This window comes from Streptomyces sp. BA2 (genome assembly GCF_009769735.1).
Lineage (GTDB): Bacteria > Actinomycetota > Actinomycetes > Streptomycetales > Streptomycetaceae > Streptomyces.
In genome coordinates this window covers 2970600-2996330 of record NZ_WSRO01000002.1, presented here as the reverse complement: position 1 = coordinate 2996330, position 25731 = coordinate 2970600, and the positions used below count along the sequence as shown (strand labels likewise).

The following is a 25731-nucleotide window of genomic DNA, read 5'->3' as shown; positions in this document are numbered from 1 at the left end:
GCTCAACGCAGCGTCGACACCTTCGTGCCGTCCGCGAGCCGCCCGGTGAGCCCGGCGCGAGCGCCCTGCTTCAGGGGCGCGGCCACGGTGTTGCCGGGGGTCTGCGAACCGCCGGACGCCCTGAGCGAGACGACGTCCTTGCTGCCGCCTCCCAGCAGGTACCAGTTCCCGCCCCGGGACTTCCACCGCACTCCCGCGAGCACCGAAGGCTCCCGCGCACCGCACGCCGCGGAGTCCTCCGCCTTCGCCGCGACCGCGGCCGCGCCCGCCGCCTGGAACTGCGCGAGTGCCCGGCCTCCGTCGCCCCGCCACGTGTCGGCCCGGGTGCAGAGCCAGGCCGCGGAGCCGTTCGCCTCGGGCAGTGCCTGACGCGCGTACTGCCAGGAGTTCACGGACCGCACGCCGTTCGAGCGTGCGTCGGCGAGCGAGCAGGCGGCCGACGACCAGTTCGCGGCCGTGGCCTCGCGCGGAGCCTGCGGGCGGCCCGCGGTGAGATGGGCGGGGACGAGTTCGCCGAGGTCGGTGGAGAGACGGTTCACCCCGCTCTCGTCCCGCAGCTGCAGGGCGTTCCACGAGGTGCACGCGCGGGCCTGCGCCGGACTGGCGAGGGGCTCCGTGACACCGTCGCCGTCCCGCTTCAGGGCGTCGGCTTTCCCCTCGGGTTTCAGCAGGTCGCGTACGGCGACTCCGCCGACCCAAGGCGCGGTCAGGTACCGGACGTTGCCGTCGACGCGGCTGACGATCAGGGCTCCCGCCTCGGCGCTGGTCGCACCGTCCACACGCGCGAAGTCGAGCGCGGCTCCGCCGGTGCCCTCCTTGGGCTCGGCGTACCGCACGATGCGCAGTCCGTCGTACAGCAGCACGACCCGTGCCGCGTCGACCTCGCCGGCGAAGAGCAGTTGCGCGGGCCCGGGAGGCGCGCCCGCCGCTGTGCCCGGCGTCGCGGAGACCTGGACCGATCCGCCGGGGCGTGCCCAGACGGCCAGGGCCCGCCGCAGCAGGGCGTCGTCGTCGATGAGCGCGCCCCTTGCGGGCCACACGGAGAAGTCGGCGCGGGCGGACTTCTTCCACGTACTGGCCGCGACCTTCGTCAACTGGTCTGGATCCAGGGCGGCTTGGCCCGCGGGATTCATCGCGTACGCGGGCGCGGCGGCCCCGTCGGGACCCCACCCGTCGCCGGGCAGGCCGAGCAGCGCCCCGCAGACCAGGGCCGCGGCGAGCGCGACGCCCGCGGCCTTCATGTGCTGCCTGCGGCGCATCAGATCGGTGGGCCGCGCCTGGAGCGAGCAGGGGTCGAACTCGGGGGACCTGAGCAGTTCGTACGCCGCGTCCACGCCGTCGGCCTCGGCCAGCGCTGCCGCGGGCTCGTCGACTCCGGCGGCGGCGAGCACCTTGCGTACGTCGCCGTCGGGGAGGCGTTCGAGGCCGCGCAGCACGAAGGCGGCCCGAGCGGCGCCCGAGAGCGCGGACAGCTCCTGGTCGAGGGCGAGTTCGTCGGCGCCTCCCGACCGCGGGAAGAGCCTCAGGCCCCAGACCTGCGGCAGCAGCGGCGGCAGCTGCGCGCGCTTGGGCCAGGCCTTCCGCCGGAGCGGAAGCCCCGCGTCGAGCGCCGTGCCGACGACGCGCAGCCGTACGTACGCGTACCCGGGGTCGCTGCCCCGCCCGTTCCCCGAGCGCTGCTCCGGGACGACCTCCGCATCGCCCGACCTGCGACTGCGGGGCAGCGCGCGCTGGGTCAGGGCGTGGGCGGTCAGGACTCGCCGGTTGCGCCCGAGGCTGGGCGGCAACACCAGGTAGGCGAGCCGCACCAGGCGGGGGTAGTGCTCGACGAGGGCGGCCTCGGCCTGCTCGACATCGACGACGCCGGAGAGATCATGGGGCGGGGAGGGGGACTTCACATTCGACGACACGTTCAGCAAAACGAGCGAATCGTCGGATGGTCACCCGTCTGTGAGCTCTCGAGCATAGTTGCCCATCGACCGCTGGTACCGCGGGAGATGGGGCGCGAGGGCGCCGAGAACGAGGGCGAGACCTTCACGCTCGCGGCCGAGGCCGGCGAGGCAGAGGGCGAGGACGGCGCGTACGGCATCGTCCAACTCGTCGCTCGGGCCGTCGAGTTCGGCTTCGAGTAGTGCTACGCCTTCCTCCGGGTGCCCGGTGTTCCGCAGCGAACTGGAGAGTTGGATCACGGTGCGGCGCCGCCGGTATCCGTCGAGACCCCGCTCCAGCGCCTCGCGGTACAGGGGAACGGCGCGGTCGGAGTGCCCCGTGGAGTCGAAGGCGCAGGCGCGCTCGAAGGGGGCGACGGGACTGCCGTCCGGCAACTCCTCGACCAACGCGTCGATGACCTTCCGGAACTCCTCGCCCCGGTCGTCGTCGTACTCCTCGACCGTGGCCCACGCCTCGGCCAACCGCTGCTCCCACGCAATATCCATGGCCACACTTTCGCACGGGGTTACCGTGCCGGGCGGTGACTCCACCGAACAGGCCTTTCCCGCCCACCCACTCGATTGCCCCGCAGCGACCAGCGAACAGCCGCAGCCGGCAGCGCGCGCGAGGGGGCGGGTGCCGGTATGTCTGCCCGGCACCCGCCCCTCGCCAAAGCCCCGCAGGGGACCCTCAGGCAACCCTCCACCCGCTGAACTCCACCGTCCCCCGCTCCCCGTCGCCGCCATTGGTCGCGCTCATGAACAGGCCCACGTCCTGCGCCGCCGCAACCCCCGGCACCGGCACACTCGCCACCACCCGCCAGCCGGCCCCGTCGTCCGTCGAGCACGAGCCCGTCACCGCGTTGCCCGCGCGCTCCAGGCGCAGCAGCATCGGTGCCTTGATCCCCGTGATGCGCTTGTACGTGTCCAGGGTTCCGTCGCCGTTCGTGTCGTACGACATGACCACCCCGTTCGCCGGAGTGACCGCGAGGTTGAGGAAGCCCGGGGAGCCCGGCACCTCCATCGCGTTGCGTGCGATCAGGCCCGCTCTGGCCCAGGGGCCCGTGACCGCCTGGGCGTCGACCCGGACCGTCACCGAGACGCCGCCGCGCAGCGCGCCCTCCCGGTACAGCGTGCCGAACTCCGTCGTGCCCTTCCACAGGTCCGCGCCCGCTCCGTTGATGGCGTAGCGGCCGTTCAACTCCCCGAAGACCGCCGCGTTGTTGGAGTACTTCTTCCAGCCCGCGCCCACCGGCCCCGCCTCGAACAGCACGCCCTCGTGGACGGCCTCGACCCGCCGCTCGCCCGCAGGCCCGTACCGCACCTCGATCTCGTACGGATGCGGCCGCAACGGACGGTCCAGTGGCGTTCCCGGCGCGTTCGCCCGCCACGCCACCTTGCCCGTGCCCCCGGGGGCGACCCGGGGCAGCGACACCGGGCCGGAGGGCTCCGCGTCGATGCCGGTCAGCCGGAAGTCGACGCGGCCCGTGGCCCGCAGCCCGTTGACGTTGCGGAAGACCGCCTCCAGGCGTGCGTGCCCGCCGGGCGGCAGCGACGGCGGGTCGGCGACGACCTCCAGGGACCCCTGGTAGGGCGCTCGGGCCAGCACGTCATGTACGCGTGAAGCGGTCCGGTACGGGTCGCCGATTCCCCGCAGGGGATAGTCCTTGCGCTCCCGGGTCCACGGCTCCTCCACCGCGAACCAGTCCACCGCCCGCGGCTCACGCCCCGCGGCCAACGCGTCGGCCAGCTCGTCGAGCCACCTCTGCCAGCGGGGCACGTAGAAGTCGGCCATCAGTCCTGACCACTCACGGTTCCCGTACTCGTGCAGCTTCCCGCCGTCGGACGTCGCCCGGTCGCCCCACACCGTGATCAGCACCTTGGCGGTCCGCTCGAACTCCGCCCGCTCGGCGTCGTTCGTCCCCATCCTCCGCGCCGATTCCACCCAAGGGCCGAGCAGGAAAGCCGAGTTGGTTCCCGTCAGCTCGTCGGACAGCCGCATCAGCCGCAGCCACAGCGTCGACAGCGCACGGAAGGTGTCCGCGTCCTTGCGGCGGTACGCGGTCCGAAGCTGCGGCAGCAACTGCCGGCTCCGGTGTGCGAGCGCCTGCCGGGCCACGTCCACCAGGTCGTACCGGTACGCGGCACTGCCCCGCAGCCCTCCACGTACCCCGAGGAGCCCGGCGAACGCCGCGTCGAACCGGGCCGGGTCGTACGTCAGCGCACTCGGCGCGTACTCGGCGGCGCGGTTCGCCGCCAGGTCGGGACGGGCTGCGAACAGTGAGTCGTGCGGGTCGCTCCGCTCGATGGCGGTGTGCCGGTAGGCGGTGTCGTGCAACGCCCGCCAGGCGCGCAGCGCGTCGGAGTCACGGCCGCCGTAGCGGAACCCCGCGTATCCGTCGAACCACGACTTCAGGTCCAACTTGTCCTTGGACCAGGCGAGTTCGGAGAAGAGCTCGAAGGCGGCCGGGTCCCGGTCCGTCGCCTCCGGCATGAACGCCGTGCCCACGAGCGCGCTGCCGCCCTTGTCCCGCCACGCGAAGAACTTCTCGTTCCAGATGTGGGCGCGGGCGCCGATCGTCGTACGGCCCCCGAAGTTCGGGATGGTCCCGAACGCGTAGGGCGTGCCGCCCCAGTCCTTCTCGCGGTCGGTGACGCTAGTGAACCGGTCGGAGACCCCGTCCACGATCAGCATCCGCCGCCGGTCGATCGCGTCGAGCAGCTCGGGCAGCGGATTGGCCTGCCAGCCGAGGATCACCCAGGTCGCACCGGGGCGCGCCTTGCGCAGGGCCGCTTCCACGCCGCGCGCCGCGTCCGGCACCGGCACGTCCCCCGCGGTGCCGCCCTCGTGCAGCAGGTCCATCTTGAAGTTCTCGGCGGCCCCGAAGAGCTGCTCCTGGTGCCGGTAGAAGGAAGCGGCGACCTTCGCGAAGGACGAGGTCCTCGGGTCGAGCCAGTCGGGCCGCTTGAACCCGTGCCAGGTGCCCTGCGGCACCACCCGCGCGTCCCCGCCGTTGCGTGCCGCGAACCCGTCGGGGACGTGCCCGTAGTAGCCGGGAAGCACCGGCGCCATCCCCAGCGAGCGCAGCCGGTCCACGATCTTGCGACCGAGCTCGGCCCGGTCCGCGATGACTTCGGGCGACAGCGGCCCTCCGTACCCCGAAAGGTTCTGCAGCAGCCACCACGCCTGGTGCGAAGGCGCGGGCAGCCACGCGCGCGCCTCCGCGTCGCTGTAGCCGAAGTCCTGGAGAACCCGGTGGTAGACGGCCTCCGCCCCCGCGATCACCAGGACCTCGTTGCAGCCGTGCAGCGCGAGCACGTCGATCATCCGCTCCCAGTACGCCCAGTCGGCGTGCGGCGCGGTGTACCCGTCGTTCGTGTCGTTGAGGGCGAACCGGTGCGGCAGCGATGTGGACCGCTCCAGCGGGCGCGAGGGCGCGGGCAGCCCGCGCGGCAGGTCAAGCTGGCTGCCGTTCCACGCGACATGGGCTCCGCAGACGTACTTCAGATACCAGTGGACCCCGGTGAGCAGCACGGCGGGCGTCGTACCGGACACATCGATGCGCCCGGTCGTGCCCGAAACCCGGAAACGGTCCGCGCCGCCCTTCGCGGGGACGAGTCTGAGACGGAACTGTTCCGCGTGATGCGGCAGGAGTCTGTTGAGCGCTGAGCGCGCGGAATCCGTATCGAGGGCGAGGACGGGGCCCTGGACGGGCCCGTCGGCGGCGTGGGATGGAACCGCCACCCCGCCGATGGCGGCACCGAGGCCGATGGCCCCGGCTGTGCCGAGCACGGAACGTCGGGATGGAACGGACATGTGTACCCCCTGGGTCGAATGGTGCGGCGCACGGTATCCGCGTGGCGTCGTGCGCTCAACGGTGCATACGGAGATGGCGAGTTCACCTCGCCTGAAGGGACTGGTGGGACGATGAAGGCAGCGCGAAAGCCGCTTGCGGGCGCAGGCAGGGGCATGCGGGGGCGCATGCGTACGGGCATGGGTGTGGGACTGCTGATGATCCTTGTGGCATGCGGCTCCGACGGCGACGACGCGCCGCCGGACACGGCGAGCGGAAGCCTGGAGCAGCTGGCGGCCAAGGCGCGATGCAAGCCGGACATCCAGACGGACGCGGCCGAACTGCGGCAGGCCACCTGTGACAAAGGTGCCCGCCGCTACGTCCTAGTAACCTTTACAAATGCCCGTGGCCAGGCCGAATGGTTCGACGAGGCGGCAGATTACGGCGGCACGTACCTCGTCGGCGAGAAGTGGATCGCGGTCGGCGACGAGAAGGTGGTCATGCGGCTGCGCGGCCGGCTCGGTGGGACGGTGGAGAAGTCCTCGCACCACTCGGGGAGTAGCGGTGGTGGGGATCACGAGGACTCGGGCCCGGGGCACTCGGGCCACTCCGGTCACCAGTCGAGCTGACCGCGCAGCGGTACGGGGGGTCAGCGCGGCTCAGTTGCAGCGCTGACCGCTGTTGATGCATTTGGCCATGCGGTTCATCAGTCCCTCGTCGAAGACGTTGATGAAGTCACCGTGATCGGTGATCGGCTTGTGCAGCTGCTCGGGGAACGAGTCGACGGCGAATCCCGGCCCTGGCGGCACGTCGTACACGATGCGCTGCACCAGCTGCGGAATGGCCTTGAACCCCTGCGGGCACGCGCCGCTCTCCGCGTCGGCGAAGGCCACATGCGTACGGTGGTTGGCGCTGTCGGTGTTCTGGCCGTCCCAGCAGCTCTGGAAATTGAACGTCCGGACGACCTGGCTGCCCTCGGGGCAGATCGGATACTTGTCCTTCAGCTGACGGTTCTCGAAGCCGGTGCAGCTCCAGGACGCGTTGGCGTTCGCGTCACCGTTGGTCAGCGCCTTGGCGTCACCGGTGATGATGCGCAGGAAGCGCGGCATCGCGACGACCTTGCCCGTCGGATTACCGGCGAATTTCAGCGTGACCGAGGTCGGTGTCTGGATCTGGCCGACATTCTGGTCCTTGCCGCCGCCGTCCGCGTCGGCGTCGTTCTCGTCCTCTCCGTTCTGCAGCCTCAGGACCGGCCAGTAATAGGTGGACTTGTCCCCCTGGTTCCGGCACGTGGTGTCGCCGTTCGCGAGATCGTCGTCACCGGAGAAAGCGTCCGTGGCCTGATTTCCGACGTAATCGTGCATATGGTGAGCGCCATTGCTCACACCGGGCGCGGCGATGACATTGTCCGGATTGAACTTGCCGTTCTCGTTCGTCCCGCATTTCGTGGTGAAGGTGCCGCGCGACGCGCCGCGCTGTTTGTCGGGGCGGTTGACGTTGGGCTGGATGGATTCGATGTCGACGAAGTCGCCGGCCTCGGGGCCGTTGCCGTTCTGCTGGCCCGGAGGCTGCTGGGCACCGTCGCCGGGCGGCTGCTCGCCCCCGTCGCCGTCACCGGGCGGCTGTTCGCCGTCCTGCCCAGGCTGCTGCCCGCCGTCCCCGTCCTGCCCAGGCTGCTGCCCGGCCGAGTCGTCGGCCCGCATGGTGCACGGCGCCATGCCGTCGATCCCCTGGGGCGGCTGTCCGCCCGCCTGGTCGATGGAGGAGCCGATGCCCTCGATGGTCGGCCGCCGCTGCTCCTCGAGCGGCCCGAGCACTGCCTCGGCCTGCTCGGTGTTCTCCGCGTCGGCGAACTTCTCGTAGGCGGCGGTGATCTGGGTGTCCAGCTCCGCGAGCCGCCGGTCCACGTCCTCGCGGGCGCCGTCCGGCACGTCCGACAGCTGGGTGCCCACGTCCGGGCAGCTGATGGTGGCCATCCCCACCCCCGGACCGCCGCCCTGCTCGCCGGCCTGGGTTCTGGCGGACGGCGAACCGGAGCTTTCCCCGGCGTTCGCGTAGACATTCACCGCGACCATTCCGCCGCCGCCCAGGATGAGAGCCACCGAGGCGGCGATCGCGCGCCCGGCGAGTTTTGATCGTTTTCGTGATGTGCGTCGTGGTGTGCGTCCCATGGGACTACGTACGCAACAGGCGTCCGCCCCGTTCAATCACGCGCGGAATTCCCCGCCAATTCCTCCGCCGGTCCTCTGTGCTGCGCTCAGCGCCCTTGATCCAGATAGGCGAGTACGGCGAGAACGCGCCGGTTGTCGTCGTCCGAGACCGAAAGGTCCAGTTTCCCGAAGATATTCGACGTGTGCTTGGCGATCGCCCGCTCCGTCACGACGAGCTCGCCCGCGATCGCCGCGTTCGACCGTCCCTGCGCCATGAGTTCGAGCACCTCGCGCTCGCGCGGCGTCAGCTTGCCGAGCGGCTGGTCCGCCGAACGCCGCGACAGGAGCTGCTGGATCACCTGCGGGTCCATCGCGGTGCCGCCGGCCGCGACCCGGCGTACGGCGTCGATGAACTGTTCGGCGTCGAAGACCCGGTCCTTCAGGAGATAGCCGACCCCGCCGTTCCCGTCGGCGAGCAGCTCGCGCGCGTACAGCTGCTCCACGTGCTGGGAGAGCACGAGCACGGGCAGTCCAGGCCGTGCCCGCCGCGCGGCGAGCGCGCACTGCAGTCCCTCGTCCGTGTGGGACGGCGGAAGCCGGACGTCGACGACAGCGACGTCCGGCTCCAACTCGGCCAGGGCCTTGGTGAGTTCGGGCCCGGTCTCGACCGCGGCGGCGATCTCGAAGTCGAATGCCTCCAGCATCCGGACCAGGCCGTCACGCAGCAGGAAGAGATCTTCGGCTAGGACAACTCGCAAGGGATCTCCATGGTCACCATGGTCGGGCCGCCCGCGGGACTGCTGACGGCCAGTACGCCGTCGAATGTACCGAGCCGGCGTTCGATCCCGCTCAGCCCGGACCCCGCCCCGATGGCCGCGCCGCCCTTGCCGTTGTCGGTGACCGCGATGCGCAGCATGCCCTCCGCGTGGTGGATGTCCACCCAGACGCGGTCCGCGCCCGCGTGCTTGATGGTGTTGGTCAGGGCCTCGCTCACCGCGAAGTACGCCGCCGACTCCACCGGTTCGTCGGCCCGGCCGAACAACTCCACGTCCACATCGGTCGGTACCGGAAGCCGCAGCGCGAGGGCCTTCACCGCGTCGCCGAGGCCGCGCTCGGCGAGCACCGGCGGGTGGATGCCGCGGACCAGGTCGCGCAGCTCGGTCAGCGCCTCGCCGGAGTTCTGCCGGGCCTTGGCGATCATTTCCTTGGCCTTCGCCGGATCCTTCTCGATCATCGCCTCGATGGTGCCGAGGTCCATACCCATCGCGACCAGGCGGGCCTGCGCCCCGTCGTGCAGGTCGCGCTCGATGCGGCGCAGTTCGGCGGCGGATGAGTCCACGGCGTCGTGCCGGGTCTCGGTCAACCGGTCGACGCGCCGGGCCAGTTCACGCTCCCGCATGGACGTCGTGGGCGCGAGCAGCGTCCGGGCGAGGAGGAAGTGGCCGCGCACGATCGAAGGGTTGGCGAAGATGCCGGTGATGCCGAGCGCGGTGCCGAGCAGGGCCGCCATGTTGGCGGTGGACTGCGAGGTGACGTGGATGAAGCCGTACCACTCGCCGCCGCCCGCGTTGTAGATCGGCTCCCAGACGCCGAGGGCGAGGACGTAGCCGTACACCATGTAGAGCAGCAGCGCGGGCGCGAAGATCACCGTGACGAAACCGGCGGTCATGTCGACGAGCAGCCACTGGAGATCCCGCCAGGTCGCCGGGTCCTTGAGCATCAGCGAGGTGCGCTCCACCTGCCCGGTGACTCCCCTGCGCAGGTCAGCGGGGAAGGGGCGGTACGGGGACGGGATGCGTACGTCCGACCAGGCGCCGGCCTGGGCGCGGCGCAGGTCCGCCCACTTGCGTACGGCGGTCAGGACCACCGGAGTCGTGAAGACGCCGATGCCGAGCAGGATGAAGGCGATCGAAAGGACCGACAGCACGAAGAGAGTGATCGAACCGGCGAGCGTGACGACCGCCAGGTAGAGCCCACGGGCTCCCGCGATCACGGATTCACGGACCCTCGTCATTTTCTGATCCCCATCTCTTCAAGCGTCATGAACACATTCTCGCCGCCGGGATCGGCGCGGGTCATTGGGCCCGGCACCCGAGCGGGGGTGTACCTGACGACACCCCCGTACCTCGCCCTGTGCTTCGGGCAGTGGGGGCTTCGGCGGCTGGGTGGGCGGGCCCCGGATTTCTAGCGTTGTCCACGTCATCAACCGGCTTATCCAATGCTTACTTATGGGGGCGAAACGCCATGAGGCCAAACCTCGCGGCACGACTCGGTGTGTGGAGCGCACACCACCGAAAGACGGCCATCCTCGGCTGGCTGCTCTTCGTCGTGCTCGCCACGACCATCGGCGGGGCCTCGGGCATGGTCACCGCGTCCGACGACGAAATGGGGGTCGGCGACTCGGGCCGGGCCGCGACGATCCTTCAGGACGCGGGCGTCGAGGAGCCCGCGGGTGAGCTCGTCATGGTCAGTTCCAAGTCGGCGGACGGCTGGCGGGACGCGGCGAGTGACCTCTCCAAGGCGCTGACCGCGACCGGCGAGACTCGCGAGATGCAGGCGCCGCTGCCCTCCGAGAACGGCAAGGACGCGCTGCTCCGATTCGAGATGAAGGGCGCGTCCGACGACGCGGCCGACCGCGTGCAGCCGGTGCTCGACGCGGTGCAGAAGGCGAAGGACGAGGGTGCGGGGAAGGGCATCTCCGTCTACCAGTTCGGGGACGCCAGCTCCGAGAAGCACCTCAGCGACCTGCTCTCGGACGACCTCACCAGGGCCGAGTTCACCGCTGTGCCGCTGGCCCTCGGCATTCTCCTGGTCGCCTTCGGCGCCGTGGTCGCGGCGCTCCTTCCGGTCGGGCTCGCGCTGACCGCGTGCGTGGCGGCCTTCGGCCTGCTCTCGCTCGCCAGCCACCAGCTGCACCTCTTCGAGACGACGTACTCGGTGATGTTCCTGATGGGGCTCGCGGTCGGCGTCGACTACTGCCTGTTCTACCTGCGGCGCGAACGGGACGAGCGGGCGGCGGGACGCGACGCCGAGACCGCGCTGCGGATCGCGGCCGCCACCAGCGGGCGGGCGGTCCTCGTCTCCGGCCTGACGGTGATGGTCGCCATGGCGGGCATGTTCCTGTCCGGGCTTCTGCTCTTCAAGGGCTTCGCGGTCGCCACGATCCTGGTGGTGTGCGTGGCGATGCTGGGCTCGGTGACGGTGCTTCCCGCGCTGCTCTCCGCGCTCGGCGACCGGATCGACGCGGGGCGCATCCCGTTCCTGAACCGCAAGGGCAAGAAGGGCGCGCACGCGAGCGGCGGCATCGCGGGCAAGCTCCTTCGCCCCGTCCTCGCCAAGCCGAAGCTCTTCGCCGTCGGCTCGGCGGTCCTGCTCCTCGCGCTCGCGGCGCCCGCGCTCGGCATGAAGACCGAACAGCTGGGCCTGGAGAAGCAGTTCGGCTCGGACGCCCCGCTGTCGGTCTCGTTCCGCGAGATCACCGAGGAGTTCCCGGGCGGCCCCGCCCCTGCCCAGGTGGTCGTCAAGACGGACGACGCGGACGGCATCGAGTCGAAGCAGATGCGCGACGCGCTGGCCGCGGTGGTGCGGGACGCGGGCAAGGGCGCCGAACTCACCGTCCACAAGAGCGCGGGCGTGGCCCAGATCGACGTACCGCTGCCCGGTGACGGCAGTGACGCGAAGTCCAAGGAGGCGCTGGGCGAGCTGCGGGACGAGGTGGTCCCCGCGGCCTTCGACGGCCTGGCCGCGGATGCGTACGTCGGCGGCGACCTCGCATCGTCCGAGGACTTCAGCGACCAGCTCAGCAAGGGCATCGTGCCGGTGTTCGCCTTCATCGCCGCGGTGACCTTCCTGCTGATGCTCTTCAGCTTCCGCTCGGTGGTCATCGCCGTGACCTCCATCGCCCTCAACCTCCTTTCGGTGGGCGCTGCCTACGGCGTGATGACCGCGGTCTTCCAGCACGGCTGGGGCGCGGAGCTGATCGGCTCGGAGCAGGTGGGGGCGATCGAGAACTGGATGCCGCTGTTCGTCCTCGTGGTCCTCTTCGGCCTGTCGATGGACTACCACGTGTTCGTGGTCTCGCGGATCAGTGAGGCGCGGGACCGCGGCCTGGACAACCGCGCGGCGATCCGCGAGGGCATCACGCGGACCGCGGGTGCGGTGACGGGTGCGGCCGTGATCATGGTGGCGGTCTTCGCGGTCTTCGGCACCCTGTCCATGCAGGACATGCAGCAGATGGGCGTGGGCCTCGGCGTGGCGGTCCTGCTGGACGCGACGGTCGTACGGATGGTGCTGCTGCCGTCCCTGATGACGCTCTTGGGCGAGCGGAACTGGCGTACGCCGGGCTGGCTTTCCTGGCTGCCGGAGATCTCGCACGGGGAGCCGGTGGCACCTGAGCAGTCGGCCCCCCGGCCGGTTCCGTCGGCCACGATGTAGGTGCTGCGTTGGGAGGTGGGGTCGCCTGCGGGCAGGTGGGGGCTGGTCGCGCCCGCGCGGCGGAGCCGCATATGTAACAGCCCCGCGCCCCTTGCGGGGCGGCCGGGCTGGAGATACCCAGCCCGGCCGCCTCGCATTTCCCGCTACAGGCCCAGCGCCTTCGCCTCCACCTCGGGGTCGAGCCCCTGCGCCCCCCGCTCGGGCCGCTGCGGGAGCACCCCGCCCAGTGACTGGATCCAGGCCCACGTGTCCGCGACCGTCTCCGCGACGGGCCGCGCCCTGAGCCCCGCGGCCACCGCCTTCTCCGTCGACGTGCGGTGCATGGTGTCGTGCAGTTCGCCCGGCGGGAGCCATACGGGGAGCTGCGACCACGGCTCGATGCCGTGCTCGGCGATCACCGAGGGATCGGTCCACCGCAGCTCCGCGTCGGGCGCGCCCGCCACGGCCACGCATGCCTTGAGGAACTCCTCCATCGTGGTGTGCGCGATGGGGGAGATGATGTTGTACGGGCCGTGGAGACCCGCGAAGGCGGCGTCTAGGACCCACTCCGCGAGGTCCCGCACGTCGATGTACTGAAGGTCCAACTCCTTCGGCCCCGGGGCCAGTACGGGACCACCCCGCGCGACCCGGTTCAGCCACCACGGCAGCCGCCCGACGTTCTCGTACGGGCCGAGGATCAGCCCCGCGCGGGCGAGCACCGTGCGCTCGGCCCCGAACTCCGCCACGGCCGCGAGCTCCCCGCCACGCTTGTTCTCCGCGTACGCCACCGAATCCGCGTCGGGGTCCCCCTCGACCAGGGGGTAGTCCTCGTCCGAACCCGCCACCCCCGGATACCGGTAGACGGACCCGCTCGACACATACACAAAGCGCCCGGCCCGCCCCGCGAGCAGCCGCGCCGACTCGCGCACGACGTGCGGCGCCCCCGACCAGGTGTCGACGACGACGTCCCACTCGCCGTCGAAGGAGGCGAGCGCGTCGAGGCCGCCCTCCGCCGTACGGTCACCGAGCAGCGACACCGTGCCCGCGGGTGCCTCGCGGTTCCCGCGATGGAAGACCGTCACCTCCCAGCCACGCGCGAGCGCCGCCTCGACGACACCCCGTCCCACGAACTGCGTACCACCCAGCATCAGAAGTCTCATGCCCAAGACTCTGCACGCCATGAGCCGCCGGGGGAACCGGGTTCTGCTACCGGCAGACGCCGGCCCCGCCCGGGAACCCTCAGGTCAGCGGGGCGTCATGGGTCAACGGGACGCCGGCGGTGCGTACTTGTAGCCCACGCGTCGCACCGTCTGGATCGTCTGGCGGTGCTCGGCCCCCAGCTTGCGCCTGAGCCGCGCGATGTGGACGTCCACGGTGCGCCCGTCGCCCACGTGCCCGTACCCCCACACCGTCGTCACCAACTGGTCGCGCGTGTGCACCCGGTGGGGATGGGCGACGAGATGCGCGAGCAGCTCGAACTCCAGGTACGTGAGGTCGAGCGGGCGGCCGTCGACCTGCGCCGCGCGCTGCACCGGGTCGATCCACACGGGCCCGCCGGAGGCCCGCACAGGCTCGGGCTCGGGTGCGGCGGCGGCCACCGGCTCCTGCCCGGCCGGTACGAGGACGAGGTAGCCGATCATCGGCGGCTGGCCCGGCAGCGTGGGCAGCGTGTGCTGGGGCGCGGGCAGCCAGGTCGCGCCCGGCGGCAGGAAGTCGGTGATCTGCGCCACCTCGTCCGGGGCGACGGCTCGCAGCCGCCCCCGGCCGGGGCTGGTCAGCGGCGCGGCGGTGGCGGTTGCAGTGGAAGCGGTGGAGGCCGAGAAGGAACGGGAGTTCGCCATGAAAGTCAGCTCTTTCGCGCGGAGGAGTCGTCAGTCGTCTCAGTCGTCGAGGACGTACGTACGTCGTGCGCGTCAGGCGAAGGCCGGGTGAACGGCTTTAGAGGGCCTGCGCGTTCATCGCGCGGCAACACACCCGGTCGAAATCATGGTGCTGACGGGAAGGCCAGAACGGCTCGAGGTCGTGGTGACGACCTGTCGCGGTGTTCTCGTAGCTGCCCATGACCATGACCCCATTGAAGCAGATGGAAGGGCCCTCCGGGCTCCCAAGCCGAAGGGGGCGCCCACCGGTTCGGCGGGCGCCCCCTCCGGGGACGTCATGGATGCGCGGGATCAGACCTGGCCGGCCTTCTCCAGGGCGGTGCAGCACGTGTCGACGAGCAGCCGCGTCACGACGTACGGGTCGACGTTCGCGTTCGGGCGGCGGTCCTCGATGTAGCCCTTCTGCTCCACCTCGACCTGCCACGGGATGCGGACCGAGGCGCCGCGGTCGGAGACGCCGTAGCTGTACTCGTTCCACGGGGCGGTCTCGTGCAGGCCGGTGAGGCGGTCGTCGATGCCCGCGCCGTAGTTCTTGACGTGGTCCATCGGCTTCGAGCCCTCACCGAGGGACTCGGCGGCGGTGATGATCGCGTCGTAGCCCTCGCGCATCGCCTTGGTGGAGAAGTTCGTGTGCGCGCCGGCGCCGTTCCAGTCGCCCTTGACCGGCTTCGGGTCGAGGGTCGCGGAGACGTTGAAGTCCTCGGCGGTGCGGTAGAGCAGCCAGCGGGCGATCCACAGCTGGTCGGAGACCTCGAGCGGCGCGAGCGGGCCGACCTGGAACTCCCACTGGCCGGGCATGACCTCGGCGTTGATGCCGGAGATCCCGAGGCCCGCCTTGAGGCAGTTCTCCAGGTGCGCCTCGACGACGTCACGGCCGAAGATCTCGTCCGCGCCGACGCCGCAGTAGTAGCCGCCCTGCGCGGCGGGGAAGCCGCCGACGGGGAAGCCGAGCGGGCGGTCGCCCTCGAAGAAGGTGTACTCCTGCTCGATGCCGAAGATCGGCTCCTGCGAGCCGAAGCGCTCCTCGATCTCGGCGAGCGCGGCACGCGTGTTGGACTCGTGCGGCGTCATGTCCGTGTTGAGGACCTCGCACAGGACGAGTACGTCGTCGCCGCCGCGGATCGGGTCCGGGCAGGTGAAGACCGGCTTGAGCACGCGGTCGGATGCGTGACCCTTGGCCTGGTTGGTGCTGGATCCGTCGAAGCCCCAGTTCGGGAGCTCGGCGCCGTCCGTCATGATCTTCGTCTTCGAACGGAGCTTGGCGGTCGGCTCGGTGCCGTCGATCCAGATGTACTCAGCCTTGAAGGTCACGGGGCCATCCTTTAAATGCTCGGTACGGCGCAGAACGTGCGGGTGCTGCGGTGCCGTGGTGATGCCGCGCAGCTTGCCAACACGCGATTTCCCGTCCATTGCTCGAATGTGAACCCCGTGTTACCTGGGATGGATGTGGCTCACTTCACGCCCCTTCGCGTCCCTTCGCGCCCAGGGGACCTCACTTGATGACGGCGTTGGCCGCCGCGATCAGCAGCCCGATCGTCGCGTCCGCCGCGCCGAGCAGCACGGCTGAGCGCCGCCGGTAGCCCGCCCGGAGCGCGGCGAAGGTGCCCCAGCCGAGGAGGAGGGCCGCGTTCAGGAGGAGCGCGGAGTAGGTGACGGGGGCCTCGGGCCAGCCGAAGGCCCCGGCGAGCACGAGCAGCCCCACGGTGGGCCAGCAGGCGACGACCACCGGCCACTCGTCCATGAGCTCCCATGCCAGCTGCCGCCAACGGTGCAGGCCCGATCCTGGCCGGTGCGTGGACATGTGGTGCGCGTATCCGTGCGCGAGGGCGGCCGTGCCCGCGGTCACCATGATCCAGGCCGCGTCGTAGTAGGGCGTGTAGGCCTGCTTCCCCGAGTGCAGCGCCGCGACCAGCGCGCTCGCCAGGATGGTGCCGTATACACCTCCGAACATCAGGTTCCGCAAGGGAGCACTCCTTGTCCGTTCCCGGATCCGCCGTCCGGCCGGCGGCGTGTGGAGTGCCCAACGCTATGGAGGCATATGTAACGGTTCGCCGGAGATGACTCATCGTTCGGCAGTCATCTCCGGTCGTCCGCGGCCAGCTGCGCCGCGCCCGGCGGCTACCGGGACAGCGCGTCCCGTACCGCCTCCTCCGTGCGCGCCACCACCGCAGTGCCGTCGTCGGCGGTGATGATCGGCCGCTGGATGAGCTTGGGATGCTCGGCGAGCGCGGTGATCCAGCGGTCGCGTCCTGAGGCATCGCGCGGCCAGGCCTCGCGATCCTTGAGACCCAGCTCCTTGGCGGCGTCCTCCTGGGTCCGCGTGATGTCCCACGGCTCAAGCCCGAGCCGCTCCAGGACGGCCCGGATCTCGTCCTCGGAGGGGACGTCGTCGAGGTAGCGACGAACGGTGTAGTCGGCGCCCTCCGCATCGAGCAGCGTGAGCGCGCTACGACACTTCGAACAGGCGGGATTGATCCAGATCTCCATACCGCACACGCTACCCGCGACCCACCGGTGAACGCGTCTGGTCGTCCCCGCTCCCGGGGAGCGGCTGTTCGAATATGTCGGCGCCCCACACGCACCTCGCGGACCTGGCGTGTCACGGCAGTAAATCCCCTGCTCACCTGGCCATTTGGCCAGGGTTGTGGACTCCCTGGATGTCAGTGCCGGGCAGTAAACTAGAAGCAGTGTTCGAGGGTTCCCGACGGGGGTTCCTGACCGCGACAGGAGGATGCCTGTGCCCGCTGCCGCACTCACATCGAAGTCGAAGCGCAACGCTTCCCGGCCCGTGTTCATCGACGCGACGTACGCACCACTGGAGAAGCGACCGCTCCCGGCCGGACGGCCGCGCGAGTGGTACATCACGCACAACCGGCGCCTGAAGGCCATGCGCCTGGCGATAGCCCTGCTCGACTCGGGCGTCTATCTGCCGAACCAAGCCAACAACACCAGGATCCGGAGCATGGCGGAGGACGTGGGAATCCATCCGCCGTCGGACATCACCTGCCATATGGTGCGCGCCCTGATGAGGTACAGCCGCTGAGCTGCCGCGCGGACGCGTGCGGGTGGGGGCCCAACGCCCCTGCCCGTACGCGTGGTTCATGCTGGGCGCATGACTCAGCCGGAATCCGCCCCCGCCCAGCAGGAGCCCGCGGACGAGCTGCCGCTGCTCGTCACCGCCCAACTCCCGGACGGGGCGAGGTTTCCCGTTCGCGGGATGAGAGGCAGCGACGCCTCGCCCCGCCCCGCGCCAACCGTCCTGATCCTCCCCGCCATGGGTACCCCCGCCCGCTACTACCGCGCGTTCGCACGCCAGTTGCACGCCGAAGGGCTCACCGCCCTGACCGTGGACATGCGGGGCCAGGGGGAGAGCACCCCGCGGGTGACGGACGCGGACGCCGTCGACCACGGCTACCGCACCATCGTGGAGCAGGACCTCGCCGCGGTCATCGAGGCGATACGCGCCGAACTGGGCCCGGAGCCCCCGCTGTACCTCCTCGGTCACAGCATGGGCGGCCAACTCGGTCTCGTGCACGCCTCGTTGGGCGTCGGGCCCGGCGTCGACGGAGTAGTCCTCGTCGCCTCGGGCTCCGTCTGGTTCCGGGCGTACGGCCCCCTGCGCGGGCCCCTGCTGCTCATCGGCGAGCTGTTCGCCGCGGCCACGTCGACGCTGCTCGGCCGGTGGCCCGGGACCCGGCTCGGCTTCGGCGGCAACCAGCCCAAGGGAGTCATGCGGGACTGGGCACGGCAGGGGCGGACGGGCCGCTACTCGTCCCCCGGCTCCCCGCACGACTACGAGGCGGCCCTGCGCACCCTCACCCTGCCCGTCCTCGCGGTCTCCGTCGAGGGCGACACCTGGGCCCCGGCAGCCGCCCTCGACCACCTCGTCGGCAAGGTGCCGGCGGCCCGCGTCACCCGCCTGCGGTACTCCGTGCGGGAAGCGGGCGCACGCCTCGACCACTTCGTGTGGACGCGGGCGGGCGGAGCGCTGGCCAAGAGGGTGGCGGCGTGGGCGGTGGCGGGCGGAAGCTGAGATCCCGGCACAACCGGCACCACCGGTACGCCTCGTGCCGGGTCACCAAGAGTCACCCGTTCGGCGTACCCGGCATGCGTACGCGCCAGTGGCGGCATTGGCTGCTCCTGAGGGGGAGGCTGTTGCCGGGAGCCGCCGACGGAGAGGGGCGAGGGCGATGACCACTCCGGACGAGCGCGCCCGCCAGGGCAAGGCCGCCCGCAAGCGTGCCTCCCGCTCCTCGCACGGGGCGTGGATACCCTCCGCGGACCGCGCCGACCCGGTGGCCGTCCTGGAGCGGCAGGGCGAGGGACGCGTCCAGGAGTTGCTGCCCATCCGGTACGCCCGTATGGCAGCCTCACCCTTCGCCTTCCTGCGGGGCGCCGCCGCCGTCATGGCGGGAGACCTCGCCGTCCAGTGGCCCACCGGCCTCACCGTCCAACTCTGCGGCGACGCCCACCTGTTGAACTTCGGCCTGTTCGCCTCCCCGGAACGCGCCCTGCTCTTCGACCTGAACGACTTCGACGAGACCTGCCCCGGGCCCTTCGAATGGGACGTCAAACGCCTGGCCGCGAGCATCGCCGTGGCGTCCCGCGACAACGGCCACCCGGAGCGCGGGACACGCGAGGCGTGCCTCGCGGCGGTGGCGGCGTACCGCGCGTCGATGAGACGTCTTGCCGGACTCGGCGAACTGGCGGTCTGGTACGAACGGACCGACGCACACGACCTGTTGCCCCTCATCCGCTCCACCCGCCACCGCGAGCGCGCGTCGACCACCCTCGACCGGGCCCGCCGCCGCACGAGCCTCCAGGCGCTCGGCAAGCTGACCGAAGAGGTGAACGGCGTCCGCCGCATCATCCACGACCCCCCGCTCCTCGAACCCGTCGGCGCCCCGGACCTCGCGGCGGTGCGCAAGATCTTCGGCGACTACCGCTCCACGCTCTCCGAGGAACGCCGGCTCCTCCTGGACCGCTACCACTTCGTGGACGCGGCGCGGAAGGTGGTGGGAGTGGGCAGCGTCGGCACCCGCTGCTTCATCGTGCTCCTCGCCGGGCGCGACGCCGGGGACCCGCTCTTCCTCCAGATCAAGGAGGCGGTCCGCTCGGTCGTCGAGGAGCACCTCCCGGCAGGGCCGTACGTCCACCCCGGCCACCGCGTGGTCGCGGGCCAGCGCCTCCTCCAGGCGGCGAGCGACATCTTCCTCGGCTGGATGACGGGCCCCCAGGGCCGCGCCTTCTACTGGCGTCAGCTGCGCGACATGAAGGGCTCCGCGGACGTGGAGGCCATGTCCCCCGCGGAACTGCGCTCCTACGCCCGCCTCTGCGGCACGGCCCTGGCCCGCGCCCACGCCCGCTCCGGCGACCGCATAGCCATCGCCGCCTACCTGGGCGGCTCCGACACGTTCGACCGGGCGGTCGCGGACTTCGCCCTGCGTTACACCGCGCAGAACGCCGAGGACCACGCGGCGCTGACCGAGGCGATCGCCTCCGGCCTGGTCAACGCCGCCACCGGGACCGACTAGCGACCGACTAGCGGATCTCGTCCGGGACCACCGTCAGCCACTGCTTGTCCGCGGTCACCTGCTGGCCGAGCTCCCGCTGCCGGTCGGCGTTCTTGCGCTTCATCCCGTCCAGTTCCTTCATGTAGTCGTCCTTGCGGTTGACCCAGACCCGCGCCCCGCCGTGCTTCACGTCCGCCGAGTGGAACAGCATCGGGCCGTCGCTCTTCGGGGTGTCGCCCGCCACCAGGACGGGCTTCTTCCACTCGTCGATGTACGTGCTGATGGCCGCGGGCTTGCCCTGGTACCAGGTCAGCGGCGCCCACAGGTTCGGCGTCAGCTCACGCCCCGCGAGCTTCTTCTCGTCGAAGCGGCCCTCCGCGATCTCCTTGCGGGAGCTGGTGACCTCGCCCGTCTTGCGGTCCTTGAGCTGCAGGCCGACACCGATGACGTTCTCGGGCTTCACGTCGTAGCCGTACTTGGGGTCGGAGAGGACCATGCGTACGAGGTCCTCGCTGGCCGCGCTGACGACGTAGACCTCGATGCCGTGGCTCCGCAGCGACTTGTAGAGCTCCTGCATGCCGGTGAAGAACTCGGGCGTCTTGACCTCGGTCTTCGTCAGCTTCCCGTCCTCGTAGTACTCGGCGGGAATCGGCTTGTCGTGGGCGAGGAGCTCGTCGACGTACCCCTTGAGCTCCTTCAGCGTGAAGCCGGAGAAGATCTGCGCGGCCCACGGGTAGCAGACCTGGTCGTCGACCTCGCAGAGCCGGTTGTAGTAGCTGTAGAGGCTCTCCTTGTGCTTCGCCGTGTCCTTGAAGGGGATGATCTTCAGCGACGGGTCCATCGACTTGCGGGTCAGCACCCCCTTCATCTCCAGGAAGGGCAGGAGGGACTCCTCCAGATCGTTGCGGTACGTCGTGTTGTCCGCGTCGAAGACGGCGTACGCGCCCTTGTCCTCGTTCTTCGCGATGACCTTGCCCAGCTTCTTCGCGACCGGCTTCGGCCAGTGCTTCAGCTCGGCCGAGGCCTTGGCGGCGTGCGCCGTCTTCGCGGAGGCGTCCGCCGCCGTCGCGTCCGTGCTCGGCCAGAGCGCCGTCCCCGCGAGTACGGCCGCGGTGAGCGCGCCCGCCGTGCCGATGACGGCCAGCTTGCCCTTTGCCTTTACTGCCATGGTTCTGTGCCCCCTGAGAGCGGTCTGCGCCCCGTCCGGAGCGGCGGGTCATCGTATGAGGTCAGGCGGCAGATTCCCATGATCGACATCACCGGACGGAACGGGCATGGGACCTCTGCGCGCGGGTAGCAGAGACGGACGCCCACCACGCCTCGGAGCCCCGCCCATCGCATACTGGAAGGCATGGAGACCGTCTCCCGGGAGTTCGTGCGGGCCGCCCCGCGGCTCGACGGCATGGTGGTGTCCGCGGTCGGCTACCGCACGGAGGGTGAGCGGCCCGGCCTGCACCGCGGCCTGCCGTCCCCGTACCTGACGCTGATCTTCTCGCTCGACGGCCCCGTCGTCAGCGGCCTCACCCCCGAGCAGGCGGGCGGCCGCGACGCCACCCGCACGGACATCGTCCTCGGCGGCCTGCACCAGTCCCCGGCGTACGTCGTCCGGCCCGAGCACGAGGCGGGCATCCAGCTCGCCGTGCACCCGCTCGCCGCCCGCGCCCTGTTCGGCGTACCGGCCGCGGAACTGGCCGGTGAGCTGGTGACGCCCGGCGCGGAGGTGATGGGGCGCCGCGCCGCCGACGTACGGGAGATGCTGTGCGAGCAGGGCTGCTGGGCGGAGCGGTTCGCCTCCGTGTCCGCCTACTTGAGGCAGCGCGCGGCCGACGACGCCTCCGGCGGATCCGTACGGCCAGAGGTCGCCGAGGCCTGGGCCTGGCTCGCCCGGCACCGGGGCGTCGGCACCCTGCGCGGCCTCTCCCGGCACGTCGCCCTCAGCGAACGCCGCCTCACCACGCTCTTCCGCGCCGAGACGGGCCTGAGCCCCAAGCAGGCAGGACGCCTGATGCGCTTCCAGCGCGCACGGAACGCCCTCGTACGCCCGGTCGCGACGGGCGGCGCCCCCGACCTGGCCCGCGTCGCCGCCGACTGCGGCTACTACGACCACTCCCACCTGGTACGGGACTTCCAGCAGTACACCGGGGTGAGCCCCAGCGGCTGGCTGGCCGAAGAGTGCCGGAATATCCAAGCCGGGAGCCATGGCGGGGGCGAAGAGTAGGAGCCATGAACACCACCGAGAAGCAGCAGCCCCAGTCCACCTCCGCCTCAGCCGGACGCGCCCCCGACGTCTGGCCGACCCTCCAGGCGCACGACGCCCCCGCCCTGATCGACTTCCTGGTCGGCACGGTCGGCTTCCTGCGCACCGCCGTCTACGAGGACGGCGACCGCGTGGCCCACGCCGAGCTCGACTGGCCCGAAGGCGGGGCCATCATGCTCGGCTCGTACGACGAGAAGTCCCAGGAGTGGTGCCTGAAGCCGGGCACCTTCGGCGCGTACGTCGTCACCGACCACGTGGACGACCTCTACGAGCGGCTCACCGCCGCGGGGGTCGAGATCATCCGGGAGATCGAGGACCAGCCGTACGGCAGCCGGGAGTTCGGGATCGCCGACCCCGAGGGCAACAAGTGGTCCTTCGGTACCTACCGCGGAGCTCCAAGGCCCGAGCAGCCGGCCTGACCTCGCGTGAGGGCAGGCGTCCTGACCCCGCGTGATAGCTTGCGCACGCCAGTCAACCCACACCAGGGCCAGGGAATCCGGTGCGAATCCGGAACTGACGCGCAGCGGTGAGGGGGAACGGGCGGGGCCACGGCCACTGGGCGTCCACGGACGCCTGGGAAGGCGCCCCGCCCGGCCGATCCCCGAGTCCGAAGACCTGCTGGCACCTTCGCCCCCGCACCGGGCGGCGGAGGTGACGAAGCAGGCCAGGCTCCGCGTATGAGCCGTGAGACTCAAGGGATCGTGTGTCCTCCACAGCCCGTCGTGTACGTGTCCCCATGCTCCTCAGCACGGCCCTCGCCGTCACGCTGACCTCGTGCGGAGGCGGCTCGTCGGCCACCTCCAGCGGGGGCGGGAAGGCAGCGGGATACCCACTGACCCTCACCTCCTGCGGCAAGAAGGCGGAGATCAAGGCGCCGCCGCAGCGGGCGGTCTCCCTCGATCAGGGCTCCACGGAGATCCTGCTCTCCCTCGGCCTCGCGGACCGCATGGCAGGCACCGGCACCTGGACGGATCCGGTGCTCAAGGGTCTGGAGAAGGACAACGCCAAGGTCGACCGGCTCGCCGACAGCTACCCCTCCTTCGAGAAGGTCCTCGCCCAGGAGCCGGACTTCGTCACCGCCTCCTTCCTGGCGACGGTCAGCAAGGGCGGCGTCGCCGACCGCTCCAAGTTCGCCGAACTCGGCGTACCCGCCTATGTCTCGCCCTCCGACTGCGCGGGCAAGGACAACAGCGGCGACGGCGACGGCCGCCGCGACAAGACGCTGACGATGGACACGGTGTACGGCGAAGTGCGGGACCTGGCCAAGGCGTTCGGGGTCGAGAAGCGCGGCGAGCGGCTGATCGCCGACCTCAAGGGCCGGGTGGCGAAGGCCACGAAGACGATCAAGAAGGCCGACGCGTCCGGCACGACGCTCCTCTACTGGTTCGCCAACTCCGACGCGCCCTACATCGCGGGCTGCTGCGGAGCACCGGGCATCATCACGCGCGAACTGGGCGTGAAGAACGTCTTCGACGACACCCGTGAGGAGTGGCCCCAGATCAACTGGGAGACGGTGGCGGACCGCGACCCGGACGTGCTGGTCATCGGCGACCTCACGCGCAAGTCACAGACGGCCGAGAGCGCGAAGAAGAAGATCGAGTTCCTGGAGTCCAACCCGGTCACCAAGAACCTGACCGCCGTGAAGAAGAAGCGGTACGTGCTGCTGAGCGGCCAGGCCATGAACCCGACGATCCGCACGGTGGACGGCGTGGAACAAGTCGCCGACGCGTTGCGCGAGTTCGGGCTCGCCAAGTGAGGAAGGCCGCCCCGGGCGGCATACGTTCCGCCCTGCTCTGGACGACGGGCCTGGCCGCCCTCGCCCTCTCCGTGGCGGTGGCCGTCACCATCGGGCCAGCGGACATCTCCGTACCGGACGTGTGGTCCGCGGTGGCGTCCCACCTCGGCTGGGGAGAGGCGACGCTGACGCCGATCAGGGACGGCATCGTCTGGAACCTGCGCATGCCGCGCACGCTCCTCGCGGCCGTCTGCGGCGCCGGCCTCGCGGTCTGCGGAACGGTCCTCCAGTCCCTCCTGCGCAACCCGCTCGCCGACCCCTTCGTGCTCGGCGTCTCTTCGGGGGCGTCCACGGGCGCGGTCGCGATCGTCGTCCTGGGGGTCGGCGGGGGAGTGGTGTCGGTCTCGGCGGGAGCCTTCGTAGGGGCCGTCACCTCCTTCGCACTGGTCCTCTTCCTGAGCCACACCCTGGGCGGAAGCGCCGACAGGGTGGTGCTGTCAGGCGTGGCGGCGATGCAACTGTTCTCCGCCCTCACCTCGTTCGTGATCCTGACGTCGGGCGACGCGGAGACGACGCGGAGTGTCCTGTTCTGGCTGCTCGGCTCGTTGAGCGGGGTGGGCTGGACGGACGTCTGGCTGTGCGCGGCGGTGCTCTTCGTGGCCCTCGCGATCTGCCTGACGCAGGCCCGCACGCTGGACGCGTTCGTGTTCGGCCAGGACGCGGCGGCGACGCTGGGCGTACACGTGGCCCGCACCCGCCTGCTGCTGCTCTCCATCACGGCCCTCCTCACGGCAGCCCTGGTCAGCAGCGCGGGCGCCATCGGCTTCGTGGGCCTGGTCCTGCCGCACGCGGCCCGTGCGTTTGTCGGCGCCGGGCACGCACGTCTGCTCCCGGTCACGGCGCTCGCGGGCGCGGTGTTCCTGGTGTGGGTGGACACGCTGGCCCGCACGGTCCTGGACCCCCAGGAGGTGCCCGTGGGGGTGGTGACGTCCCTGATCGGCGTCCCGGCGTTCGTCCTGGTCCTCTACCGCACGAGGAAGACGACATGACCCCGCACACCGAATCCGGCCTACGGGCGGACCGGGTCACCAGAACAACCGCGGGCCACCTCATCATCGACGGGGTGACCCTGGCGCCACCCCCAGGAGCCACGGTCGGCCTGCTGGGCCCGAACGGCTCGGGCAAGTCAACTCTCCTGCGCATCCTGGCGGGCGTCCTGGCTCCGACATCCGGGGTGGTCACCCTGGATGGCGACCCGCTGCGGGATGTGGGCCGCCGCACGGTGGCGCGAAGGCTGGCGATGGTGGACCAGGAGGCCACGACGCAGGTCGAGCTGTCGGTCGAGGAGGTCGTACGCCTGGGCCGCATCCCGCACCGCAGGCCTTGGTCGCCGCCTTCGCCCGAGGACGAGGAGGCGGTAAGGGAGGCCCTGACCCGCACAGGCCTGACGGACCGAGCCACCCAGTCCTGGCACACCCTTTCGGGGGGCGAACGCCAACGGGTCCAGATAGCAAGGGCGTTGGCCCAAACCCCTCAAGAGCTCCTCCTGGACGAACCGACCAACCACCTGGACATCCACCACCAACTGGACCTCCTGTCCCTGGTGGCGGACCTCCCCCTGACCAGCGTGATAGCCCTGCACGACCTGAACCTGGCGGCCATGTTCTGCGACCAGATCCTGGTCCTACGAGAGGGAGCGGCCCACGCATCGGGCACACCGACCGAGGTGATCACGGAGGAACTGATCGCGAAGGTGTACGGGGTGCGGGCGGTGGTGACGACGACGGAAGACACCCAGAACGCACGCCGCCACCCGTCGATCCGGTTCCTGCGCCGATGAGCCGGACATCGAAGGGACGACGAAACGGCGAGGGCCGCTGCTTCCCACGGGAAGCAGCGGCCCTCGCCGCTGTGTCAGGCCTGGTGGCCTAGATGTCGAAGAACTGATGCGCCGGATCTGCCATCTCGAAGGAGAGAATCGATTGCTGCCCTGACCAGCGGGGGAGCGGTCGTCAACGGTCGTTGTGGGTCGCCGTGGGGTGCCGTCCGACGGCCCAGATA

At 70.7% G+C, this 25731-nt stretch carries 22 protein-coding genes and 1 riboswitch; of the genes, 10 read left to right on the top strand and 12 right to left on the bottom strand.

Features of this window, described 5'->3' with window-relative positions; all coding sequences use genetic code 11:
• Positions 1–2: 2 nt before the first annotated feature.
• The 3 genes from E5671_RS16235 to E5671_RS16225 all read right to left on the bottom strand — a co-directional run bounded on the left by E5671_RS16235 (position 3) and on the right by E5671_RS16225 (position 5745).
• On the bottom strand, positions 3–1919 hold the full coding sequence (locus E5671_RS16235) for a hypothetical protein (RefSeq protein WP_443032630.1): 1917 nt from the start codon (positions 1917–1919) through the stop codon (positions 3–5).
• A 21-nt stretch (positions 1920–1940) separates the two neighbouring features.
• A complete protein-coding gene (locus E5671_RS16230) occupies positions 1941–2435 on the bottom strand; it encodes a tetratricopeptide repeat protein (RefSeq protein ID WP_160504695.1) in 495 nt (164 codons plus the stop codon).
• Between the two features lie 184 nt (positions 2436–2619).
• Entirely contained in the window at positions 2620–5745 is a 3126-nt protein-coding gene (locus tag E5671_RS16225) for an alpha-N-acetylglucosaminidase (protein WP_160504694.1), read from the bottom strand.
• 111 nt (positions 5746–5856) lie between these two features.
• Here E5671_RS16225 and E5671_RS16220 point away from each other — a divergent pair, with 111 nt between their 5' ends.
• Positions 5857–6351, top strand: a complete 495-nt coding sequence (locus E5671_RS16220) for a hypothetical protein (RefSeq protein WP_443032629.1) — start codon at positions 5857–5859, stop codon at positions 6349–6351.
• 30 nt (positions 6352–6381) lie between these two features.
• Here E5671_RS16220 and E5671_RS16215 read toward each other — a convergent pair whose 3' ends face one another.
• The 3 genes from E5671_RS16215 to E5671_RS16205 form a co-directional block, all read right to left on the bottom strand.
• Positions 6382–7893, bottom strand: coding sequence for a DUF1996 domain-containing protein (locus tag E5671_RS16215; RefSeq protein WP_160504693.1), 1512 nt, complete (start codon positions 7891–7893; stop codon positions 6382–6384).
• A gap of 86 nt (positions 7894–7979) precedes the next feature.
• Positions 7980–8630 (bottom strand): LuxR C-terminal-related transcriptional regulator, encoded by a 651-nt coding sequence (locus tag E5671_RS16210; protein ID WP_160504692.1) that lies wholly within the window; start codon positions 8628–8630, stop codon positions 7980–7982.
• Positions 8615–9886: a sensor histidine kinase gene (locus tag E5671_RS16205; RefSeq protein ID WP_160504691.1), complete on the bottom strand. Its 1272-nt coding sequence runs from the start codon at positions 9884–9886 to the stop codon at positions 8615–8617. The genes E5671_RS16210 and E5671_RS16205 overlap by 16 nt, the downstream gene beginning before the upstream one ends.
• 230 nt (positions 9887–10116) lie before the next feature.
• Here E5671_RS16205 and E5671_RS16200 point away from each other — a divergent pair, with 230 nt between their 5' ends.
• Positions 10117–12306, top strand: a complete 2190-nt coding sequence (locus E5671_RS16200; protein ID WP_202121141.1) for an MMPL family transporter — start codon at positions 10117–10119, stop codon at positions 12304–12306.
• 143 nt (positions 12307–12449) lie between these two features.
• Here E5671_RS16200 and E5671_RS16195 read toward each other — a convergent pair whose 3' ends face one another.
• From E5671_RS16195 to E5671_RS16175, 5 genes are all read right to left on the bottom strand, one after another.
• Positions 12450–13445, bottom strand: a complete 996-nt coding sequence (locus E5671_RS16195) for an NAD-dependent epimerase/dehydratase family protein (RefSeq protein ID WP_160504690.1) — start codon at positions 13443–13445, stop codon at positions 12450–12452.
• A gap of 102 nt (positions 13446–13547) precedes the next feature.
• Positions 13548–14126, bottom strand: a complete 579-nt coding sequence (locus tag E5671_RS16190) for a winged helix-turn-helix domain-containing protein (RefSeq protein ID WP_160504689.1) — start codon at positions 14124–14126, stop codon at positions 13548–13550.
• Positions 14127–14456: 330 nt separating this feature from the next.
• A complete protein-coding gene (gene glnII / locus E5671_RS16185; protein ID WP_160504688.1) occupies positions 14457–15476 on the bottom strand; it encodes a glutamine synthetase in 1020 nt (339 codons plus the stop codon).
• A gap of 181 nt (positions 15477–15657) precedes the next feature.
• Complete coding sequence (locus tag E5671_RS16180; RefSeq protein WP_160504687.1) at positions 15658–16128, bottom strand: hypothetical protein; 471 nt, start codon at positions 16126–16128, stop codon at positions 15658–15660.
• A gap of 155 nt (positions 16129–16283) precedes the next feature.
• The gene (locus E5671_RS16175; RefSeq protein ID WP_202121140.1) at positions 16284–16652 is read right to left on the bottom strand and encodes an arsenate reductase family protein; all 369 of its coding nucleotides are present in this window, start codon (positions 16650–16652) and stop codon (positions 16284–16286) included.
• Between the two features lie 250 nt (positions 16653–16902).
• On the opposite strand from E5671_RS16175, the gene E5671_RS16170 reads away from it, so the two are divergent.
• The 3 genes from E5671_RS16170 (at position 16903) to E5671_RS16160 (ending at position 19699) form a co-directional block, all read left to right on the top strand.
• Positions 16903–17208 (top strand): hypothetical protein, encoded by a 306-nt coding sequence (locus tag E5671_RS16170; RefSeq protein ID WP_160504685.1) that lies wholly within the window; start codon positions 16903–16905, stop codon positions 17206–17208.
• Positions 17209–17277: 69 nt separating this feature from the next.
• The gene (locus E5671_RS16165) at positions 17278–18198 is read left to right on the top strand and encodes an alpha/beta hydrolase family protein (RefSeq protein ID WP_160504684.1); all 921 of its coding nucleotides are present in this window, start codon (positions 17278–17280) and stop codon (positions 18196–18198) included.
• A gap of 157 nt (positions 18199–18355) precedes the next feature.
• Positions 18356–19699 carry a DUF2252 domain-containing protein gene (locus E5671_RS16160; RefSeq protein WP_160504683.1) on the top strand — a complete coding sequence of 448 codons (1344 nt, stop codon included), beginning with the start codon at positions 18356–18358 and terminating at the stop codon, positions 19697–19699.
• 7 nt (positions 19700–19706) lie between these two features.
• On the opposite strand, the gene E5671_RS16155 is transcribed toward E5671_RS16160, so the two are convergent.
• Complete coding sequence (locus tag E5671_RS16155) at positions 19707–20846, bottom strand: haloacid dehalogenase-like hydrolase (protein ID WP_160504682.1); 1140 nt, start codon at positions 20844–20846, stop codon at positions 19707–19709.
• A gap of 183 nt (positions 20847–21029) precedes the next feature.
• Here E5671_RS16155 and E5671_RS16150 point away from each other — a divergent pair, with 183 nt between their 5' ends.
• The 5 genes from E5671_RS16150 to E5671_RS16130 all read left to right on the top strand — a co-directional run bounded on the left by E5671_RS16150 (position 21030) and on the right by E5671_RS16130 (position 25510).
• Entirely contained in the window at positions 21030–21896 is an 867-nt protein-coding gene (locus E5671_RS16150) for a helix-turn-helix transcriptional regulator (RefSeq protein ID WP_160504681.1), read from the top strand.
• Between the two features lie 5 nt (positions 21897–21901).
• Positions 21902–22354, top strand: a complete 453-nt coding sequence (locus E5671_RS16145) for a VOC family protein (RefSeq protein WP_160504680.1) — start codon at positions 21902–21904, stop codon at positions 22352–22354.
• A gap of 32 nt (positions 22355–22386) precedes the next feature.
• Positions 22387–22572: riboswitch (cobalamin riboswitch) on the top strand.
• 99 nt (positions 22573–22671) lie between these two features.
• A complete protein-coding gene (locus E5671_RS16140) occupies positions 22672–23691 on the top strand; it encodes an ABC transporter substrate-binding protein (protein ID WP_160504679.1) in 1020 nt (339 codons plus the stop codon).
• Positions 23688–24719 (top strand): iron chelate uptake ABC transporter family permease subunit, encoded by a 1032-nt coding sequence (locus E5671_RS16135; RefSeq protein WP_160504678.1) that lies wholly within the window; start codon positions 23688–23690, stop codon positions 24717–24719. Before E5671_RS16140 ends, E5671_RS16135 begins: the two co-directional genes overlap by 4 nt.
• On the top strand, positions 24716–25510 hold the full coding sequence (locus E5671_RS16130) for an ABC transporter ATP-binding protein (RefSeq protein WP_160504677.1): 795 nt from the start codon (positions 24716–24718) through the stop codon (positions 25508–25510). Before E5671_RS16135 ends, E5671_RS16130 begins: the two co-directional genes overlap by 4 nt.
• Positions 25511–25731 lie beyond the last annotated feature (221 nt).

What these genes read in the sequence shown, in the direction of transcription:
- E5671_RS16190 (WP_160504689.1), bottom strand. Translation starts at nt 14,126, where the DNA reads ATGGCGAACTCCCGTTCCTTCTCGGCCTCCACCGCTTCCACTGCAACC.
- E5671_RS16140 (WP_160504679.1), top strand. Translation starts at nt 22,672, where the DNA reads ATGCTCCTCAGCACGGCCCTCGCCGTCACGCTGACCTCGTGCGGAGGC.
- E5671_RS16155 (WP_160504682.1), bottom strand. Translation starts at nt 20,846, where the DNA reads ATGGCAGTAAAGGCAAAGGGCAAGCTGGCCGTCATCGGCACGGCGGGC.
- E5671_RS16150 (WP_160504681.1), top strand. Translation starts at nt 21,030, where the DNA reads ATGGAGACCGTCTCCCGGGAGTTCGTGCGGGCCGCCCCGCGGCTCGAC.
- E5671_RS16165 (WP_160504684.1), top strand. Translation starts at nt 17,278, where the DNA reads ATGACTCAGCCGGAATCCGCCCCCGCCCAGCAGGAGCCCGCGGACGAG.
- E5671_RS16225 (WP_160504694.1), bottom strand. Translation starts at nt 5,745, where the DNA reads ATGTCCGTTCCATCCCGACGTTCCGTGCTCGGCACAGCCGGGGCCATC.
- E5671_RS16175 (WP_202121140.1), bottom strand. Translation starts at nt 16,652, where the DNA reads ATGGAGATCTGGATCAATCCCGCCTGTTCGAAGTGTCGTAGCGCGCTC.
- E5671_RS16215 (WP_160504693.1), bottom strand. Translation starts at nt 7,893, where the DNA reads ATGGGACGCACACCACGACGCACATCACGAAAACGATCAAAACTCGCC.
- E5671_RS16195 (WP_160504690.1), bottom strand. Translation starts at nt 13,445, where the DNA reads ATGAGACTTCTGATGCTGGGTGGTACGCAGTTCGTGGGACGGGGTGTC.
- E5671_RS16160 (WP_160504683.1), top strand. Translation starts at nt 18,356, where the DNA reads ATGACCACTCCGGACGAGCGCGCCCGCCAGGGCAAGGCCGCCCGCAAG.
- E5671_RS16200 (WP_202121141.1), top strand. Translation starts at nt 10,117, where the DNA reads ATGAGGCCAAACCTCGCGGCACGACTCGGTGTGTGGAGCGCACACCAC.
- E5671_RS16205 (WP_160504691.1), bottom strand. Translation starts at nt 9,886, where the DNA reads ATGACGAGGGTCCGTGAATCCGTGATCGCGGGAGCCCGTGGGCTCTAC.
- E5671_RS16145 (WP_160504680.1), top strand. Translation starts at nt 21,902, where the DNA reads ATGAACACCACCGAGAAGCAGCAGCCCCAGTCCACCTCCGCCTCAGCC.
- E5671_RS16130 (WP_160504677.1), top strand. Translation starts at nt 24,716, where the DNA reads ATGACCCCGCACACCGAATCCGGCCTACGGGCGGACCGGGTCACCAGA.
- E5671_RS16220 (WP_443032629.1), top strand. Translation starts at nt 5,857, where the DNA reads ATGAAGGCAGCGCGAAAGCCGCTTGCGGGCGCAGGCAGGGGCATGCGG.
- E5671_RS16230 (WP_160504695.1), bottom strand. Translation starts at nt 2,435, where the DNA reads ATGGATATTGCGTGGGAGCAGCGGTTGGCCGAGGCGTGGGCCACGGTC.